The sequence below is a fragment of the Kitasatospora sp. NPDC022785 genome, from assembly GCF_055561295.1.
The window spans coordinates 162,081-177,754 of sequence record NZ_JBVHHB010000022.1; the positions used below are offsets into that span (position 1 = coordinate 162,081).

Genomic DNA, 15,674 nt, shown 5'->3' on the forward strand with positions numbered 1-15,674 from the left:
ACATGCCGTCTGCCGAGTCTGCTCATGACGCCGCGGCCTTGTGGGACATCGCCACCCCGTCACGGCCCGGTCGACTGCCGGGGGTCGGCATGGCCGGGTTCCGCACCCGCACCACCGATCTCGTCGACCTGAACGTGGTCCCGTACCCGGCCGTCACGGTGGCCGTCGACCTGGGCGACGGGCCGCTCGCCGTCGACGACATCCGCGGCCGGCGGCTGGGCGGCACCGTCGTCGTCGGACTCGCGGCCGGTGGCGTTCGAGGGCGCGGCCAGGACATCGAGTGTCTGCAGGTGCGGCTGTCGCCGTTGGTCGCGCACGCGGTGCTGGGCGGCTCTGCGGAGTCGGGCGGGATGGTGGTGTCCCTCGACGACCTCTGGGGCCGCGACGCCGCGCGTACCCAGGAGCGACTACGCACCGCCGGGTCGTGGGAGGACCGGTTCGCGATCGCGGAGGCCGCGCTCGCCCGACGACATGAGGCAGGCCCGGCGGTCGACCCGGAAGTCGCCTTCATCTGGGGGCAGATGCTGGCGAAGCGGGGCGGGGTCAGGGTAGAACGGCTGGCCACCGAGGTCGGTTGGAGCCGTAAGCGCCTGTGGTCGCGGTTCCGTTCCCAGATCGGCCTCAACCCCAAGCGCGCGGCCCAGCTCGTCCGTTTCGACCACGCGGCCCACCGTCTCGCTGCGGGGCACAGCGCCTCGCTGGTGGCGGCCGAGATCGGCTACGCCGACCAGTCCCACCTCCATCGGGATGTCGTGGCCTTTGCCGGGGTGACGCCCACGGCTGTCGCGGTCGCGCCCTGGCTCGCTGTCGACGACGTCGCGTGGGCCGCCCCCGAATACCTGTCCGGCGGATGACGCACGACGCATGATGCATGACGTATGACCTATACCGTATGACGTATCGTCAGAATACGTTCGGAGAAAGGTCGGCATCCCCCGCTCGCGGAGGGAACATTTCTCCAAGACGCCAGGCGGTTGCGTCCGTGACACTGCGATCATGTCCAAGAATCGGAACGACTCCACACTGCCGCGCCTTCCGTGGCCGCGGTATGGCGTTGACGCGCCGGCCTTCCCCGCGGTCCTCGGCGCCGCCGGGGTGGCCTGCTGCCTGACCGCCGGCCGGTGGCGGTCAGGACGGATCGCGATGGCGACTGCCGGGACGGCACTGCTCGCCCAGACCGGGGTTTACCTGCACACCACACTGCGCGGCAAACTCCGCGTCTGGGAGCGGGAGTTGTCCCAGGTGGGCCTGAAAGGCGACGAGCAGCTGCTGGACCTGGGCTGCGGCCGCGGAGCGGTGCTGATCGAGGCCGCCAGGCGGCTGCCGGCGGGCCGCGCCGTGGGCGTGGACCTGTGGTCCATGGACCAGATCGGCCAAGGCACCCTGCGCGGACTCGGACCCGAATACTGGTACGGCGGCCCGTGGCTCGGCATCACGCTGCTACATGCCGTCAAGGAACGCCAGCCGCGTTTCCACGAGTGACCCCGCCCGGTCCGGCAACACGGTGGCCACGATCCCCCGACCGCCGCCGCGCACCACGTGGAGGCGCCGTGGATACGGCCCTGTGCCGGCGAACTGCGGAGGTCACTGCCCGGGCCCGATCCGCCGCACCGGGCATTACCGCTTGACAGGGTGCGTAATACTGTAACGCGCATCACCCGGGCGTCGTCGGAGCGGGCAGCGCCGCCCGGGCCTCGCGGGCCCGGCGGGTCCCTCTCCCAGCAGCTCGGAGCACGACATGCACCCCTTCCTCGACCAGCCGGGGCCGCTCGCCTTCGCGCACCGGGGCGGTGACCTCGGCCACCCCGAGAACTCGCTCGTCGCCTTCGAGGCCGCCGTGGCCCTCGGGTACCGCTACCTCGAGACGGATGTGCACGCCACCCGCGACGGCGTGCTGGTGGCCTTCCACGACTCCCGCCTCGACCGGGTCACCGACCGCACCGGGGCGGTGTCCGAACTTCCCTGGGACGCCGTCAGGCAGGCCCGGATCGGTGGCACCGAGCCGGTACCGCTGCTGGAGGACCTGCTCGGCGCGTTTCCCGGAGCCCGCTTCAACATCGACGTCAAGGCGGCACCGGCCATCGGGCCGCTGGTCGAGGCGATCCGCCGGACCGACTCCTGGGACCGGGTCTGCGTCGGCGGCTTCTCCGACAGCCGCCTCGCAGCCGTCCGCGCCGCCGCCGGCCCCCGGCTGGCCACCTCGCTCGGCCCGCGCGAGGTGGCCCGGCTGCGGCTGCGCTCGCTGGCCGGGCCGCTGCTGCGGGGGCGCGGGGCGCCGTTCACCGGGGTGTGCGCGCAGGTGCCGGAGCGTCACCGGGGCCTGCCGGTCGTCGACCGCGCCTTCGTCCGCGCCGCCCACCACGCCGGACTTCAGGTGCACGTCTGGACTGTGGACGAGCCCACACGGATCCGGGCTCTCCTCGACCTGGGTGTGGATGGCATCATGGCCGATCGCATCGACGTCCTGCGGGACGTCCTCGGCGAGCGCGGCTGCTGGACCGACGGCAGCACCGGCTCCAGCACGGTGATAGGAGCCCCATGAACACCACGGCCCAGCTACCGGACCACCTGACGACCGCCACCGACGACCGCGCCCTGCGCCGCATGCAGTTCGGCTGGTACATCAACGACTGGGCCAACGCCGCCTTCTCGGCCACCGTCCTGACGGTGTTCCTCGGCCCGTACCTGACCTCGGTGGCCAAGAACGCCGCCGACGCGGCCGGTGACGTGCACCCGCTCGGCCTCTCGGTCCGCGCGGGTTCGTTCTTCCCCTACACGGTCTCCTTCTCCGTACTGCTCTCGGTCGCGGTGATGCTGCTGACCGGGACGGTCGCGGACCGCACCGGGCGGCACAAGGAGCTGATGTGCGGCTTCGCCTACGTCGGCGCGATCGCCACCATGGGGATGTTCCTCCTTGACGGCGACCGCTACCTGCTCGGCGGCGCACTGCTGGTGGTCGCCAACATCGCGTACGCGGTGTCGGTCGCGCTCTCCTACGCCTACCTTCCGGGCCTGGCCTCCCCCGACGAGCGCGACGCGGTCTCCTCCAAAGGCTGGGCGTACGGGTATGCGGGCGGCGGCCTGCTGCTGATCGCCAACCTGGCGCTGTTCGAGGGCCACGACGCGCTCGGCCTGTCCTCCGGCACCGCCGTGCGGATCTGCCTGGCCTCGGCCGGCCTGTGGTGGGCGCTGTTCACCATCGTTCCGATGCTGCGGCTGCCCTCCCGGGCCGGTGCGGCCCCCGACCGTGCGGCGGCCGTGCCCGACCGGCCCGCCGCCGGCAGCCTGCGCGAACTCGCCCGCACCCTGCGCGGCATGCGCCAGTACCCGCTCACGCTGCTCTACCTGGGTGCCTTCCTCTGCTACAACGACGGCATCCAGACCGTCGTCTCCCAGGCCTCGCTCTACGGCAGCGAGGAGCTCGGCATGGACCAGACCTCGCTGGTCGTCGCCGTGCTCCTGGTCCAGATCGTCGCGATCGGCGGCGCACTGCTCCTCGGCCGGATCGCCCACCGGTACGGCGCCAAGCAGACCGTCCTCGGCTCCCTGGTCGGCTGGGTGGTCACCCTCGCCCTCGGGTACTTCATGCCCGCCCACCAGCCCGCCTGGTTCTTCGCCCTCGCCTGCATGATCGGCCTGGTGCTCGGCGGCAGCCAGGCGCTCTCCCGCTCGCTGTTCTCCCACCTCATCCCGGCCGGCCGGGAGGCCGAGTACTTCAGTGTCTACAAGGTCAGTGACCGCGGCACCAGCTGGATGGGCCCGCTCGTCTTCGGCCTCGCCTACCAGATCACCGGCAGCTACCGCTCCGCGATCATCTCCCTGCTGGTCTTCTTCGTGATCGGCTTCGCCGTGCTGGCGAAGGTGCCCGTCCGCCGCGCCATCGAGGCCGTCGGCAACCCCGTTCCCGAACGGCTCTGACGGTCCGCCCCACGGCGGCCTGAGCTCGCCTCGGCCCGCCTCAGGCCGCCTCAGGCCGCCCCGCCCGTGCGCAGGAGGTCCCCGGCGCGGGCGGCCAGGCCGTCGGCGCCGCAGTGGGTGGCCAGCTGCAGTCCCCGGGCCAGGGCGGTATGGGCGGCCGGCGCGGTGCCCAGTGCCTCACCCAGGTCGACCAGGGCGATCGCGTGCTCGTAGCGGGCGGGTGACCGCTCCAGGTGCCGGACGGCCTCCGCGAGCAGCCCGGCCGCGCGTGGCCGGTCGTGGACCGCCGCGCAGAGCCGCAGAGCGCTGCCGACCGCCGAGTCCGTCCCGGACTCCCGGGCCCGGCGAACGGCCTCCTCGGCGAGGTCGCGGGCCCGGTCCGGCTGGTCGGGGGCGACCGCGCGCGCCAGGTGCCCGAGCCACGGTGCCCACACCGTGTTGCGCCAGCCACGCGCGTCCAGGGCCGCGCCGGCGGCGGTCAGCGTCGCGGCCGCGGCGGGCGCGTCCCCCCGGGCCAGCAGGAGGCGGCCGTACAGCGTGGGGGCGTCGGGCAGCACCATCACCGTCGGGTACGGCGGGCCGAAGGCGTGCGTCTGCGCGAGCTCCAGGGCCTCGGCGAGCCGGCCGCGCGCGGCCAGGGTCTCGGCCAGCGCCCCGACCGCGTCCCAGTGCAGCGGGACGCCCGGACCTATCCGTCCGGCGATCCGCAGAGCCCGGCGCAGGTAGTCCTCCGCCTCCGCCAGGGCACCGCAGCGGAACCGGAGCATGCCGGTCAGCAGGTAGGCGAAACCGAGGTGGCCGCCGCTCCACCCGGCGACCTCGTACGCGCGCACCGCCTCGGTGAACAGCTCCTCCGCCCGGTCGACGCGGTCGGCGTAGAGGTAGCTGATGCCGAGGATCCCGGGCAGCTCGAAGCCCCAGGTGGTGTTGGTCCAGCCGAGGCTTCGGGGCAGTCGGCCGTCCGGCAGCGCGGACTCGGCCAGGGCGATCGCCTCCTCACGGTCCACGCCGCGCAGCGTGAGGTCCCAGCAGCGCAGTACGGCCACCGCATGGGCCAGGCCGTCACGTTCGAACAGGGCCTCGTCCGGAGTCGGCTCGCCGACCGTGCTGGTGCCGGTGCTGGTGCCGGTGCCAGTACCGCTACCGGTGTCGGTGAAGGCCAGACCGACCGTGCCGAGCATCCGGTCGAACTCCGCGAGCCGCCGGGAGCGGCCCGGGCCGTCCTCGTCCTCGGACTGGAACGCGGCGAACATGAAGTGGGCGACCTCCAGGCGCAGGCGGCCCGGGCCGGGCCCGGTGCGAGCGGCCTCATCCGCGCACACTGCGGCGGCCTCGCCGAGCCGGTTGCTGTGGGCGAGGGCCTGGGCGAGCCGGAAGGTCGCGTCCACCCTGAGCTCGGGGCCCAGCCCGGACGGGTCCGCGAGCGCCAGGCGCAGCTGGTTGACCGTGGTCGCCGGGTCGGTGAGCAGTGCCGAGCAGCCGAGTTCGTAGAGCACGGCGGCCCGGTCCTCGTCGGCGGGCGGTTCGCTGATGGCGCGGCGCAGGCAGCGCTGGGCCGCCTCGGGCGCGCCGATGGCCAGGTGCTCGCGGGCGGCCCGGCGCAGCTTGCCGACGATCTCGCGGTCTCCGTCGGGCACGGTCTCCAGCAGGTGCCGGGATGCCGTCAGCAGGCCGAGGCCGGCGTGCTCGGTCTCGACGGCGGCGACCCCATGCATCCCGGTACGGGTGGCCTGCGGCATCGACCGGTAGACGGAGGTGGCGATCAGCGGGTGGACGAAGTCGAGCCGGCCTCCCGGCGTGCCGGTCAGCACCCCGTGCCGGCGCAGCTCCCGGATCGACTGGGCGGCGGTCTCCGGGCCCTGGGCGCAGATGACGGCGGCGAGGTCGGGACGGATGTCGGTGCCCAGCATGGACGCCGCCCAGGCGAACTGCAGCGTGGTCGGGCCCAGCTTGTCCAGCCAGTGACGGAGCGTCATTCCCAGTGCGGCGGCGGCGAGTTCGCGCAGCTGTCCGGTGCTCTCCTCGACCGGGTCGAGCCGGTGGTCGCGCACCTCGCGCAGCAGGGCGGCGGTCTCGTACGGGTTCCCGGCGGTGACCGCCCAGACGTGTCGGCAGAAGGCGTCCTCCGCCTGTGCGCCCAGGGCCGCGCGGACGAGGTGCGCGACCGAGGCCGGCTGGAGCGGGCGCAGTTCGTGCCGCCGGTCGGCCCTGCCGACCAGGCCGCGCTGCAGTGTCAGGGCGTCATCGGGGAACTCGTCGCGGCAGGCGAGCACGAGCAGGGCCGGCAGCTCCCGCGCGCGCAGCGCGAAGCCCGCGAGCCAGCCGAGCGACTCCGGATCGGCCCAGTGCAGGTCGTCGACGATCACGGCCACCGGCGCGCCCCGCTGCACGAGGCGGGTGAGCACGAAGTCCAGCCCGTCCCGCACCCCCTGTGGGTCGAGCTGTCCTCCGGGCGGCTGGAGCCCCACCGCCGGACCGACGATGTCCTCCCACGGTCCGAAGACCTGCGCCCGCTCCTCGTCGGACAGGGCCGCCAGCACCGGCTGCACCAGCTGGCGCACCACGCGGAACGGCTCATGGCGCTGCCGCTCCCCGCCCCGGGCGAACAGCACCGTGCAACCCGCGCGTTTCGCCGCCCGTCGCACCTCGGTGAGCACCGCGGTCTTGCCCAGCCCGGCCGCACCGGTGTAGAGCAGCAGCTCCCCGGTCCCGGCACCGGCGGGCCGGGTGAGCGCCTCGACCGCCTGCCCGGCGGACCGGATCTCGGCCTCGCGCTCGTGCAGCGGACAGCCGTCCTTGCCGGCCCCGCCGTCACCCCCGGCCTCGGGCTCCCCTTCGGCCACCGCCGCCTCCGATTCGCTGTTCCACGCCCGTCGTTACCGAAGCCGAGGCTACTGCTGAACGGACGGTTCCGGTGCGGACTTGACAATCAGGCCGGTCGGAGACCAAGGGTGCTTCAACTTCCCTCCTTCGCGCGGAGGTCGACGCAGTCGACCTTCAATTCCCAATCCGCGCACCTGTGTTGCTCCGCGCAAATGCATTGCTCGACCCCTGGCCTCCCGCGAAACTGAGCGGGGAGGCAGGAGGAACCGGGATGATTCGGATCATCGTCCGCTGTTGTGCGGCGCTGCTCGGCCTGGCGGCGTGCCCGGCTCCCGCTGCGCCGGTGGCGCTCCGCGCGGCGGTAGACCGGGCCCGGGTGCTCCCACTCCGCACCCGGCCTCCCACCGCACGAACACCGAGCGCAGCGCTACTCCAGTAGCTCGCGCCCGATGGAATAGCTTGCCGGTACCGCCTGGAGTCGTCAGCTGCCGCGCAGCAGAGCAACCGGAGGAACACCTTGCCCCGAGAGGCGCCGTATCTTGCCGTGAGCGACGCACTGCGTGCACGAATTCTCGCGGGAGAGTGGGAGGTCGGGGAGAGGCTGCCGTCGCGGGTGCGGCTCGCCGAGGAGTACGGGGTCGGACGCAACGTCTCGCAGCGAGCGGTGGAATGTCTGATCGTCGAGGGCCTCCTGGAAGGACGCGCGGGCTCGGGCACCTACGTCCGTGTCCCACTCGAACGCCTTCAGATGGTCCGCTCCAGGCATCGCGAACACCGAACCGGCTCCCCCGCCCGCCTCCGGTCGGAGGAGCGAGGCAGGGCCAACGCCTGGGACGCGCACAGCCAGGTGCGCGTTCCCGCCACTGAGGCGATCGCCGAGCGGCTCGGCGTCGACCCGGGGGATCCCTGCGTCACCACGCACTACGAGTTCCTCGCCGACGGGCAACCCGTCCAACTCTCCGAATCCTGGGAGCCGATGGCCATCACGGGCGGAACGCCGATCCTTCTCCCCGAGACGGGACCGCTCGCGGGCAAGGGGGTGGTCGAGCGCATGCGCTCCCTCGGCGTCGTGGTCCGGACTGTGGTCGAGCGGCCACGCCCGGCTCACGCCACCCGGGAACAGGCGAACCTTCTGGGAATCAGCACCGGGGACCTGGTACTCCGGATCGAGCGGACCATCTACGACACCGGCGGACGCCCCGTGGAGACCGCCGACATCGTCATTCCCGACGGGCGCCGCGAAGTGGTCTACGAGTTCGGGGTCGACCACCCCTCACTGATGGGCCCGATGGGCCGCTTCGCCACCGACGGTGGGTGACCGAATGTCCTTGCCCCTCCGTCCCGGGCTCCTGCGCGACCCCGACTTCCGGCGCCTGTTCGCCGCCACCGCACTCGGCCAGCTGGGCGATCGCATCATCTTCCTGGCGCTGCCACTGGTTGCCATCGTGGCCCTGGATGCCGACGAGTTCCAGGTCGGGCTGCTGACTGCGATGACCACGGCGGGCTCGCTCCTGGCCGGACTGCCGGCAGGCGCGTGGGTGGACCGCATGCGGAAGCGGTCGGTCATGATCAGCACCGACCTTGTGAGGTCACTGGCCCTCGCGACGATACCGGTGGCGTGGTGGGCCGGTCTTCTCACCACAGGGTGGCTCTTCGCGATCGCCCTGCTTCACGGTGCACTGACCGCCTTCTTCGACGTCGCGTACGTCAGCTGTCTCCCGCACCTCGTGGGGCGCGGCAGTCTTGTCGAAGGAAACTCGAAGCTCTCGGCGGTGCGCTCGGTCACCAGCATCAGCGGTCCGGCAGTGGCGGGTCCGCTGGTCGGTTGGGTGGGCGCTCCTGCCACGCTCTTGGCGAGCTCGATCGGTATGGCGGCGTCCGGCCTGCTGGCGATCGGCATCCGAAGGCGCGAACCGAAGCCGGAACCCGGTGAGCGACCTCGGTTGCTCCGTGACATCGGAGCGGGCTTGCGCTTCGTTCTCACACATCCCGTTCTCCGCGCGACCGTGCTGGGAGACGCGGTCTTCAATCTCTTCCTGGCCATGTACCAGACCATGTTGCTGGTCTTCCTGCGGCGGGAAATGGGCCTCGACTCCTCCGGCATCGGCCTCGTGTTCTCGGGTATGGGCTTCGGCGCCCTGGCAGGCGCGCTGTCGGCGAGCCGACTGTCCAAGCGGCTCGGGCACGGTCCGATCATCTGGCTCATGCCCCTCGTCACCTGTCCGCTGACGGCATTGATGCCGTTGGCCCGACCCGGCTGCACCGTCTACGTGGCAGCGGCCGGGCTCGCAGCCCTCTCGCTGGGCGGGGTCGTCCGTGTCGTTGCCCAGTCGAGCATCCAACAGGCCCTCACGCCGGACCGGTTCCTGGGCCGGATGAGCGCGACCACCCGGTTCGTGTCGTGCTGCGGCCTTCCACTGGGCGCAGTCCTGGGCGGAGCCGCAGGCGCTGCACTCGGCGCACCGGCCACCCTGTGGATCGGCGCAGCCGGTATGACGCTGAGCTTCCTCCCGAACTTCGCCTCACCGCTTCGAGGCATGCGCGAACCGCCGGCGGTAGGAGATCGCGAACTCGTACGCTCCGGCCTGCTCCCCGGTGAGCGCGGCCGCCTGGATCCGGGAGGCGATGTCATGGGCTCCGGACGGTTCTCGGGTAGCACCGCCGACGTCTGATGCTGCTGCGACACCGCGTGCCCTCGGGCCGCCGCCGGGCCGCGTCGCGCAACGCCGCGCCCTTCTCGCGCAGGTGCCCGGCCGGACCCGGCCGACGTACAGCCGGTGTGCGTAAGGTCAGGTGGACCCGGCCGGGGCGGCTCGGCCGGTCCACCGGGCCGTCACGAACCGGCGGTGGCCGCCTCCAGGGTGGTCGCCATGACCGGGCTGGTGAAGGTGTTCGTCGCGTCCCCCGAAGAGGGGTGGTACGAGCCCCACTTGAGGTAGTTGCGGTCGCCGTCCCAGGTGGTGCCCTTGAAGGTGCCCGAGCCGGTGGTGAAGGTCTGCTTCACGCCGTCGAACCAGAAGTCGATGGTGCCGTCGGTGCGGCCCAGACGGATCTTCAGCGCGTACGAGTGCCACTGGTTGTTGGCGGTCGGCGCGGTCCACAGCGCGTGCGCGACGTGGTCGGTGTCCCACTCCTGGAGGCGGATGCGCCCCGTCGTCGCGTCGATCTCGATCGGGTGGTTCGCCGTGTCGGTGCTCGGCGAGCACTTGAGCTGGAAGACGTAACGGCTGTTCGAGTCCTTGATGTCCACCTTGGAGGACCAGCCGAGGTAGAAGGTGTCGCCCTCCTTCAGGTCGGGGCCGAGCGTCTCGCAGCGCTCCTCGCCCGCGGCCTGGAACGCCCGCCACACACTGCCCTTGGCGGAGTCCTTGACGACCTTGAAGTCGCCCGACGCGCACTGGACCGCGGCGAAGGAGGACGGGCCCTTGCTGGTGCTCGGGGTCCACAGGACCTTGCCCGCCGCGGCGGCGGAGCTGCTGGCGGTGGCCGAGCCGCAGGAGATCGCGAGCGCCGTGAGGGCCACGACGCCGACGGCGGTCTTACGGTGGTGGGACAGAAGGGACATGCCTCTCCCGGGTGATCGAGTGGCTTGGATCGGACGCCGTCCGGGCCGGTGGCCCGGGCGCACGGAGCGATTCGATCACCTGACGGCTCGTCGGGCCAAGCGGGCCGACCGGCCGCTGCACTTTCGGGCAGTTCCACCGGTCGGCCGCGGGCACCGGGGCGGGGGCACTCGGGTGCGGGCACCCGGGGCAGGGGCGCCGCCCGCGGGGGTGCCGCCGCGGGCGGGCCGCTACCGGGTGCGCCGCTGCGCCCCGCCGCCCGGTTCCCCGGCGTCCTCGGTGCCCGCGTCGTAGGAGGAGGTGCCCTCGTCCAGCAGCGGCTCCTGCGACTTGAGGTGCGCGGGGGCCAGCGCTCGCAGCACGTGGTAGCCGACGATGACGACCAGGGTGCCCAAGGCGATGCCGCTGAGGCTGAAGGTGTCGGAGAACGTCATGGTGACGTTGCCGACGCCGATGATGATGCCCGCCGCGGCCGGCACCAGGTTCAGCGGGTTGCGCAGGTCCACCCCCGACGTCGTCCAGATCTGCGCGCCGAGCAGGCCGATCATGCCGTACAGGATGACGGTGATGCCGCCGAGCACCCCGCCGGGGATCGCGGCCACGACGGCGCCGAACTTCGGGCAGATGCCGAACAGCAGCGCGAAGCCGGCCGCGGCCCAGTAGGCGGCGGTGGAGTACACGCGGGTGGCGGCCATGACGCCGATGTTCTCGGAGTACGTGGTGTTCGGCGGTCCGCCGAGCGCGGTGGAGAGCATGGAGCCGACGCCGTCCGCGGAGATCGCGGTGCCGAGCCTGTCGTCCAGGGTCTGGCCGGTCATCTCCCCCACGGCCTTGACGTGCCCGGCGTTCTCCGCGACCAGCGCGATCACCACGGGCAGGGCCACCAGGATCGCGGACCACTGGAAGGAGGGGCCGTGGAAGGCGGGCAGGCCGACCCAGTCCGCCTTGCCGACGCCCGACAGGTCCAGACGCCAGTGGTCGGTGAGGTGTCCGCTCGCGTCCACCGAGTGGATCTTCCCGAAGATCCGGTCGAACAGCCAGGAGATCCCGTAGCCGAAGAGCAGCCCGAGGAAGATCGCCACACGCGACCAGAAGCCGCGCAGGCACACCACGGCCAGCCCGGTGAACACCATCACCAGCAGCGCCGTCCACTGGTCCTGCGGCCAGTAGGTCGAGGCCGTGACGGGCGCGAGGTTGAAGCCGATCAGCATGACGACGGCGCCGGTGACGATCGGCGGCATCGCGGCGTGGATGATCCGCGCCCCGAACCGCTGGACGGCCAGGCCCACCAGGAACAGCGCCGCGCCCACCACGAACACGGCGCCGGTGACCGTCGCGCTGGTGCCGCCCTGCGCCCGGATCACCGCGGCCACACCGACGAAGGACAGCGAGCAGCCGAGGTAGCTGGGCACCCGGCCGCGGGTCGCCAGCAGGAAGATGACGGTCGCGACGCCGGACATCATGATCGCCAGGTTGGGGTCGAGCCCCATCAACACCGGCGCCACGAAGCTCGCGCCGAACATGGCCACCACGTGCTGGGCGCCGAGCCCCGCCGTTCGGGGCCAGGAGAGTCGTTCGTCGGGGCGGACGACCGCTCCCGGCGCGGGCGTACGCCCGTCACCGTGCAGCGTCCAGCGCACGCCGAGATCCATGGGGGGTTCGCTTTCTCTGTACTTCCGGGGGGACTGTCGCACCATTCTCGTGGTCACCGGGCCGCCCGTCCGTCACCGCCCCCGCCCCTGACCTGCGCGCTCGCCCGGCGCGGGGCCGCTCACGGGGCCGTCGCCGCGCTCGTCGAGGCCGCCGCGCTCGCCGAGGAGATCCGCCACGTCGTTCCGCCCGGCCGCGCGCAGCAACAGCCTGCCGCCGAACACCCCGTCGCCGGATCCGGACTGCGGACCCTCGGCTGCCCGCAGGTGCCCGATCCCTCCGACGGCGCGATGCCGGCCGGACCGGTCAGGCGCCGTCGGCCAGTCGACGGCCCTGCTCCAGGAAGGCCATGATGCCGGCCACGCCGCCGAGTTCACGGATCGTCCGGGCGGCACCGAAGGGCGCGTTCCAGAACGCACCCTGCGGCGGGGCGGGCGGGCCGACGTACGCGTACGGCTCCGGCTGGAACGCGTCGCCGGGTGAGATGCCGTAGTTCACCTCGCCGGCGGTCACCCCGATGTCGAAGTGCTCGGGCCAGATGACCGGGTCCGCCCCCGCGAACAGCCCGCGCAGCGCGGCGTCGCCGAGCGCGAAGCAGTGCGCGAGCCGGCGGGCGGCGGACGGGTCCGCCTCGATGGCTTCGTCGGCGGCGATGCCCGGCCCGTCCTGGTACAGCCCGACGGGAGCACCGACGGTGAGCCCGAGGGCCGCGCCGAGCGCGCTGCAGGTGGTCCGTTCGAGGGACAGCACCTGCCCGGGCGCGACCAGCTCCGCGCCGATCACCCGGAGCCGCGGCTCGACGCCGGTGGCGAAGCCGCCCGCACAGGCGCGCAGCCGGATCGTGCCGCCGGCCCGGTACTGGGGGCCGGCCAGGACCAGTTCGGCCACCGCGTGCAGGGCGCGGCGGGTGCGTACGACCGTCTCGGTGTCCATGAGGGCATGGTCTCCCAGGAGAGGGATCCGCGCGCGGTCCGGGCAGGGACGACACAACCGTGGATCAGGCTCCGCCTGCCACCGGCGGCGAGTTGCCCCGGGCGGCGAGGCAGGGAGCGCCATTCTGGTGATCCTCGGCTCGCTCGACGCTCCGGCCGCCGCCGCGCTTGCTCCATCGCTCCGTCGGTCGACCGCGCGACGCGCTCCGGCAGCTCCGACATTCCGCATCGAGCCCACGGAAGGCCCGTCATGTCCGACGACAAGCATCGTGCCACCGCCGAAGCCATCCTCCCGCTCGTCGGGGGCCCCGCCAACATCCATTCCGTCGCCCACTGTATGACCCGGCTGCGGATCGGCCTGCGTGACCGCTCCCTGGTGGACGAGGAGAAGCTCCGCGCCCTTCCCGCCGTACTGGGCGTCGTCGAGGACGACACCTGTCAGATCGTCCTCGGCCCGGGCGTCGTCGCCCGGGTGGCCCCCGAACTCCAGGCGCTCCTCGACGGGCGGCGGGAGCGGGAGGACGACGGCGCCGCCCCGGGACCGGATGACGCCCGGGAGAGCCCCGGAACCGGTGCCGCCGTCGGCGCCGAGGACCTGGCCCGGCGCGGGGCGGCGATCAGAGCGGAGGCCGGGGCCAGGAACGCGACCCCGGTCAAGCTCGTGCTCCGCCGGATCGCGAACGTCTTCGTGCCGCTGATCCCCGCGCTGATCGGCTGCGGCATCGTGGCCGGTGTCAACGGCGCGCTCACCAACCTCGGTTGGGCTCCCGGCCTGGCGCCGGCCCTCACCGCTATCTCCTCCGGGTTCATGTCCCTGCTCGCCGTCTTCGTCGGCTACAACACGGCGCAGGAGTTCGGCGGCACACCCGTGCTCGGCGGCGCCGTGGCCAGTGTGACCGTCTACGCGGGGGTCTCCAAGGTGGAGGTCTTCGGCCACCACCTCGCACCGGGCCAGGGCGGGGTGATCGGAGCGCTCGCCGCCGCGCTGCTGGCGGTCCAGGTCGAACGGTGGAGCCGGCGGGTGATGCCCGACGCCCTCGACGTCCTGCTCACTCCGACGGTCACCGTGCTCGTCACCGGCCTGGCCACCCTGTTCGGCCTGATGTTCGTCGCCGGAGAGGTCTCCAGGGCGATCGGCGTTCTCGTCACCTGGCTGCTGTCCCACGGCGGCGCCCTTGCCGGGCTGGTGCTCGGGGGTCTGTTCCTCCCCCTGGTCATGCTCGGCCTCCACCAGGCCCTGATCCCGATCCACACCACCCTGATCCAGCAGCAGGGCTCCACCGAGCTGCTGCCGATCCTCGCCATGGCCGGGGCCGGGCAGGTCGGCTGCGCCGTCGCCGTCTACCTGCGGCTGCGCGGCAACGCCTCGATCAGGGCGACCATCAGGTCCGCCCTGCCCGCGGGGTTCCTCGGCGTCGGCGAGCCGCTGATCTACGGGGTCTCGCTCCCCCTCGGGCGCCCGTTCGTCACGGCCTGTCTCGGCGGTGCCTGCGGCGGGGCCGTCGTGGGGCTGCTGGGCCAGCTCGGTGCCGTTATCGGCTCGACCGCCATCGGCCCCTCCGGCTGGGCGCTGTTCCCGCTGCTGACCGGCTCACGCGGCCTCGGGGTCAGCGCGGCCGTCTACGCCGCCGGTCTGGTGACCGGATACGCCACAGGCCTCCTGGCCACGTACTACTTCGGCTTCACCCGGAAGATGCTCGACGAGCTCGGCGCCCGCGCACCGAAGCACGGTCCGGCCACCGGGGCCGCCACCCCGGCCGACGCCCCCGGGCCCTTCGGCCCCGGCCTCGACTCACCTGCCGTCCCGGAGTCGTGAACGCGGGTGCGCAGCGCGAACGTCGTCATTCACGATGCCCGTCGACCAGTGTCGCCGAGGGTGGGTGACACCTCCACGACGGAACCCGACCACCCCATGTGACCGGCGCGTTGGGCTGCGCGCAGGTCGCGGTACCAGGTGCGGGGACCCTGCCCCGCGACCTCCGTGCGCGGGCCGGGGACCGCAGGGCCGGCTGCGGGAGGCGGCGACCCGTCTCGCACACCTCCCGGTCACCCGGCACGGGAGGCCGTTGGCTAAGCGGCGCGACCGTCTTGTATGGTTTCTGGCGAATCATCCAGAGGGGTGGAGGGACCGGCCCTACGAAGCCCCGGCAACTCCCCGGCCACGTCGATGCCCGACCACGGGCCCGGCCACCGGGATCAGTGCCAACTCCGGCCCGTCGCCAACGTGGCGCCGGGAGAGATGAGGAGAAGCGGTGCTTTCTCTGCCCTCCGTCGCCTGGGATCCGCGCGCGCTGAAGCGGCCCGCCCCGAGCGACGCCACCGGCCCGTCCGCCCCCGCGTCCCCGCACACGTCGTTCGCGGTACCGCTCACCGTGACCCGCGGCACGCCGCACGCCGGACGCCGCTCCACGGCGGGCGCCCCGGCGTGGAGCGCCACGCCGCCCCCCACCGCGGGCGCCCGCACGCGCTGACCGGACGCCCGCCCCTGGCCTCGGCCCCTCGGTCGCCGGGCGCGACGTGCTCTCCCCCACCCCTCCCCGGCTCCGACCGGCGGCCCCGCGACGACGCGGGACGTGCCCCACCCGACACACCGCCGACGGCGCCGCGCGCCGGTACCGCCTGCCGCCACCGTGCGGCCGGCAGGTCAACCGCGCCTCGAAGAAAGAGACTTGGTACTACCCATGGACAACAGCAGCGGCGTCGGCGTTCTCGACAAGGCCGCTCTGGTGCTCAGCGCACTGGAGTCGGGCCCCGCCACGTTGGCGGGGCTGGTCGCCGCCACCGGTCT

12 protein-coding genes, 1 pseudogene and 1 riboswitch are annotated in these 15,674 nt (G+C 72.9%); of the genes and pseudogenes, 9 read left to right on the plus strand and 4 right to left on the minus strand.

Going from position 1 to position 15,674, the window contains the following annotated elements; translation table 11 throughout:
* The first annotated feature begins 2 nt into the window (after positions 1 to 2).
* From ACZ3YO_RS29345 to ACZ3YO_RS29360, 4 genes are all read left to right on the plus strand, one after another.
* Positions 3 to 854, plus strand: coding sequence for a helix-turn-helix domain-containing protein (locus tag ACZ3YO_RS29345; RefSeq protein ID WP_465575144.1), 852 nt, complete (start codon positions 3 to 5; stop codon positions 852 to 854).
* A gap of 142 nt (positions 855 to 996) precedes the next feature.
* Complete coding sequence (locus ACZ3YO_RS29350) at positions 997 to 1,482, plus strand: hypothetical protein (protein WP_465575147.1); 486 nt, start codon at positions 997 to 999, stop codon at positions 1,480 to 1,482.
* A gap of 256 nt (positions 1,483 to 1,738) precedes the next feature.
* Positions 1,739 to 2,542 (plus strand): glycerophosphodiester phosphodiesterase, encoded by an 804-nt coding sequence (locus ACZ3YO_RS29355; protein ID WP_465575149.1) that lies wholly within the window; start codon positions 1,739 to 1,741, stop codon positions 2,540 to 2,542.
* Positions 2,539 to 3,918, plus strand: coding sequence for an MFS transporter (locus tag ACZ3YO_RS29360; protein ID WP_465575152.1), 1,380 nt, complete (start codon positions 2,539 to 2,541; stop codon positions 3,916 to 3,918). Before ACZ3YO_RS29355 ends, ACZ3YO_RS29360 begins: the two co-directional genes overlap by 4 nt.
* Positions 3,919 to 3,968: 50 nt before the next feature.
* On the opposite strand, the gene ACZ3YO_RS29365 is transcribed toward ACZ3YO_RS29360, so the two are convergent.
* The gene (locus tag ACZ3YO_RS29365; protein WP_465575155.1) at positions 3,969 to 6,761 is read right to left on the minus strand and encodes an ATP-binding protein; all 2,793 of its coding nucleotides are present in this window, start codon (positions 6,759 to 6,761) and stop codon (positions 3,969 to 3,971) included.
* Positions 6,762 to 7,258: 497 nt separating this feature from the next.
* Here ACZ3YO_RS29365 and ACZ3YO_RS29370 point away from each other — a divergent pair, with 497 nt between their 5' ends.
* Both ACZ3YO_RS29370 and ACZ3YO_RS29375 read left to right on the plus strand, forming a co-directional pair.
* The gene (locus tag ACZ3YO_RS29370; protein ID WP_396323286.1) at positions 7,259 to 8,059 is read left to right on the plus strand and encodes a GntR family transcriptional regulator; all 801 of its coding nucleotides are present in this window, start codon (positions 7,259 to 7,261) and stop codon (positions 8,057 to 8,059) included.
* 4 nt (positions 8,060 to 8,063) lie between these two features.
* A complete protein-coding gene (locus ACZ3YO_RS29375; protein WP_465575159.1) occupies positions 8,064 to 9,413 on the plus strand; it encodes an MFS transporter in 1,350 nt (449 codons plus the stop codon).
* A gap of 161 nt (positions 9,414 to 9,574) precedes the next feature.
* Here ACZ3YO_RS29375 and ACZ3YO_RS29380 read toward each other — a convergent pair whose 3' ends face one another.
* The 3 genes from ACZ3YO_RS29380 to ACZ3YO_RS29390 all read right to left on the minus strand — a co-directional run bounded on the left by ACZ3YO_RS29380 (position 9,575) and on the right by ACZ3YO_RS29390 (position 12,887).
* Positions 9,575 to 10,306, minus strand: coding sequence for a heparin lyase I family protein (locus ACZ3YO_RS29380; protein WP_465575162.1), 732 nt, complete (start codon positions 10,304 to 10,306; stop codon positions 9,575 to 9,577).
* Positions 10,307 to 10,534: 228 nt separating this feature from the next.
* Positions 10,535 to 11,956 (minus strand): uracil-xanthine permease family protein, encoded by a 1,422-nt coding sequence (locus tag ACZ3YO_RS29385; protein ID WP_465575165.1) that lies wholly within the window; start codon positions 11,954 to 11,956, stop codon positions 10,535 to 10,537.
* A gap of 304 nt (positions 11,957 to 12,260) precedes the next feature.
* Positions 12,261 to 12,887, minus strand: a complete 627-nt coding sequence (locus ACZ3YO_RS29390) for a hypothetical protein (protein ID WP_465575168.1) — start codon at positions 12,885 to 12,887, stop codon at positions 12,261 to 12,263.
* A 249-nt stretch (positions 12,888 to 13,136) separates the two neighbouring features.
* Here ACZ3YO_RS29390 and ACZ3YO_RS29395 point away from each other — a divergent pair, with 249 nt between their 5' ends.
* The 3 genes and pseudogenes from ACZ3YO_RS29395 to ACZ3YO_RS29405 form a co-directional block, all read left to right on the plus strand.
* Positions 13,137 to 14,702 (plus strand): PTS transporter subunit EIIC, encoded by a 1,566-nt coding sequence (locus ACZ3YO_RS29395; protein WP_465575171.1) that lies wholly within the window; start codon positions 13,137 to 13,139, stop codon positions 14,700 to 14,702.
* Between the two features lie 288 nt (positions 14,703 to 14,990).
* Positions 14,991 to 15,132: riboswitch (SAM riboswitch) on the plus strand.
* A 6-nt stretch (positions 15,133 to 15,138) separates the two neighbouring features.
* Positions 15,139 to 15,357 carry a hypothetical protein gene (locus tag ACZ3YO_RS29400; protein WP_465575174.1) on the plus strand — a complete coding sequence of 73 codons (219 nt, stop codon included), beginning with the start codon at positions 15,139 to 15,141 and terminating at the stop codon, positions 15,355 to 15,357.
* A gap of 210 nt (positions 15,358 to 15,567) precedes the next feature.
* Positions 15,568 to 15,674 (plus strand): annotated as a pseudogene (locus ACZ3YO_RS29405) (IclR family transcriptional regulator); the annotation flags it as partial.

Bases quoted from the DNA above. Each gene is read 5' to 3' on its own strand.
- ACZ3YO_RS29360 (WP_465575152.1), top strand. From the start codon at position 2,539: ATGAACACCACGGCCCAGCTACCGGACCACCTGACGACCGCCACCGAC.
- ACZ3YO_RS29355 (WP_465575149.1), top strand. From the start codon at position 1,739: ATGCACCCCTTCCTCGACCAGCCGGGGCCGCTCGCCTTCGCGCACCGG.
- ACZ3YO_RS29395 (WP_465575171.1), top strand. From the start codon at position 13,137: ATGTCCGACGACAAGCATCGTGCCACCGCCGAAGCCATCCTCCCGCTC.
- ACZ3YO_RS29385 (WP_465575165.1), bottom strand. From the start codon at position 11,956: ATGGATCTCGGCGTGCGCTGGACGCTGCACGGTGACGGGCGTACGCCC.
- ACZ3YO_RS29345 (WP_465575144.1), top strand. From the start codon at position 3: ATGCCGTCTGCCGAGTCTGCTCATGACGCCGCGGCCTTGTGGGACATC.
- ACZ3YO_RS29375 (WP_465575159.1), top strand. From the start codon at position 8,064: ATGTCCTTGCCCCTCCGTCCCGGGCTCCTGCGCGACCCCGACTTCCGG.
- ACZ3YO_RS29390 (WP_465575168.1), bottom strand. From the start codon at position 12,887: ATGGACACCGAGACGGTCGTACGCACCCGCCGCGCCCTGCACGCGGTG.
- ACZ3YO_RS29350 (WP_465575147.1), top strand. From the start codon at position 997: ATGTCCAAGAATCGGAACGACTCCACACTGCCGCGCCTTCCGTGGCCG.
- ACZ3YO_RS29380 (WP_465575162.1), bottom strand. From the start codon at position 10,306: ATGTCCCTTCTGTCCCACCACCGTAAGACCGCCGTCGGCGTCGTGGCC.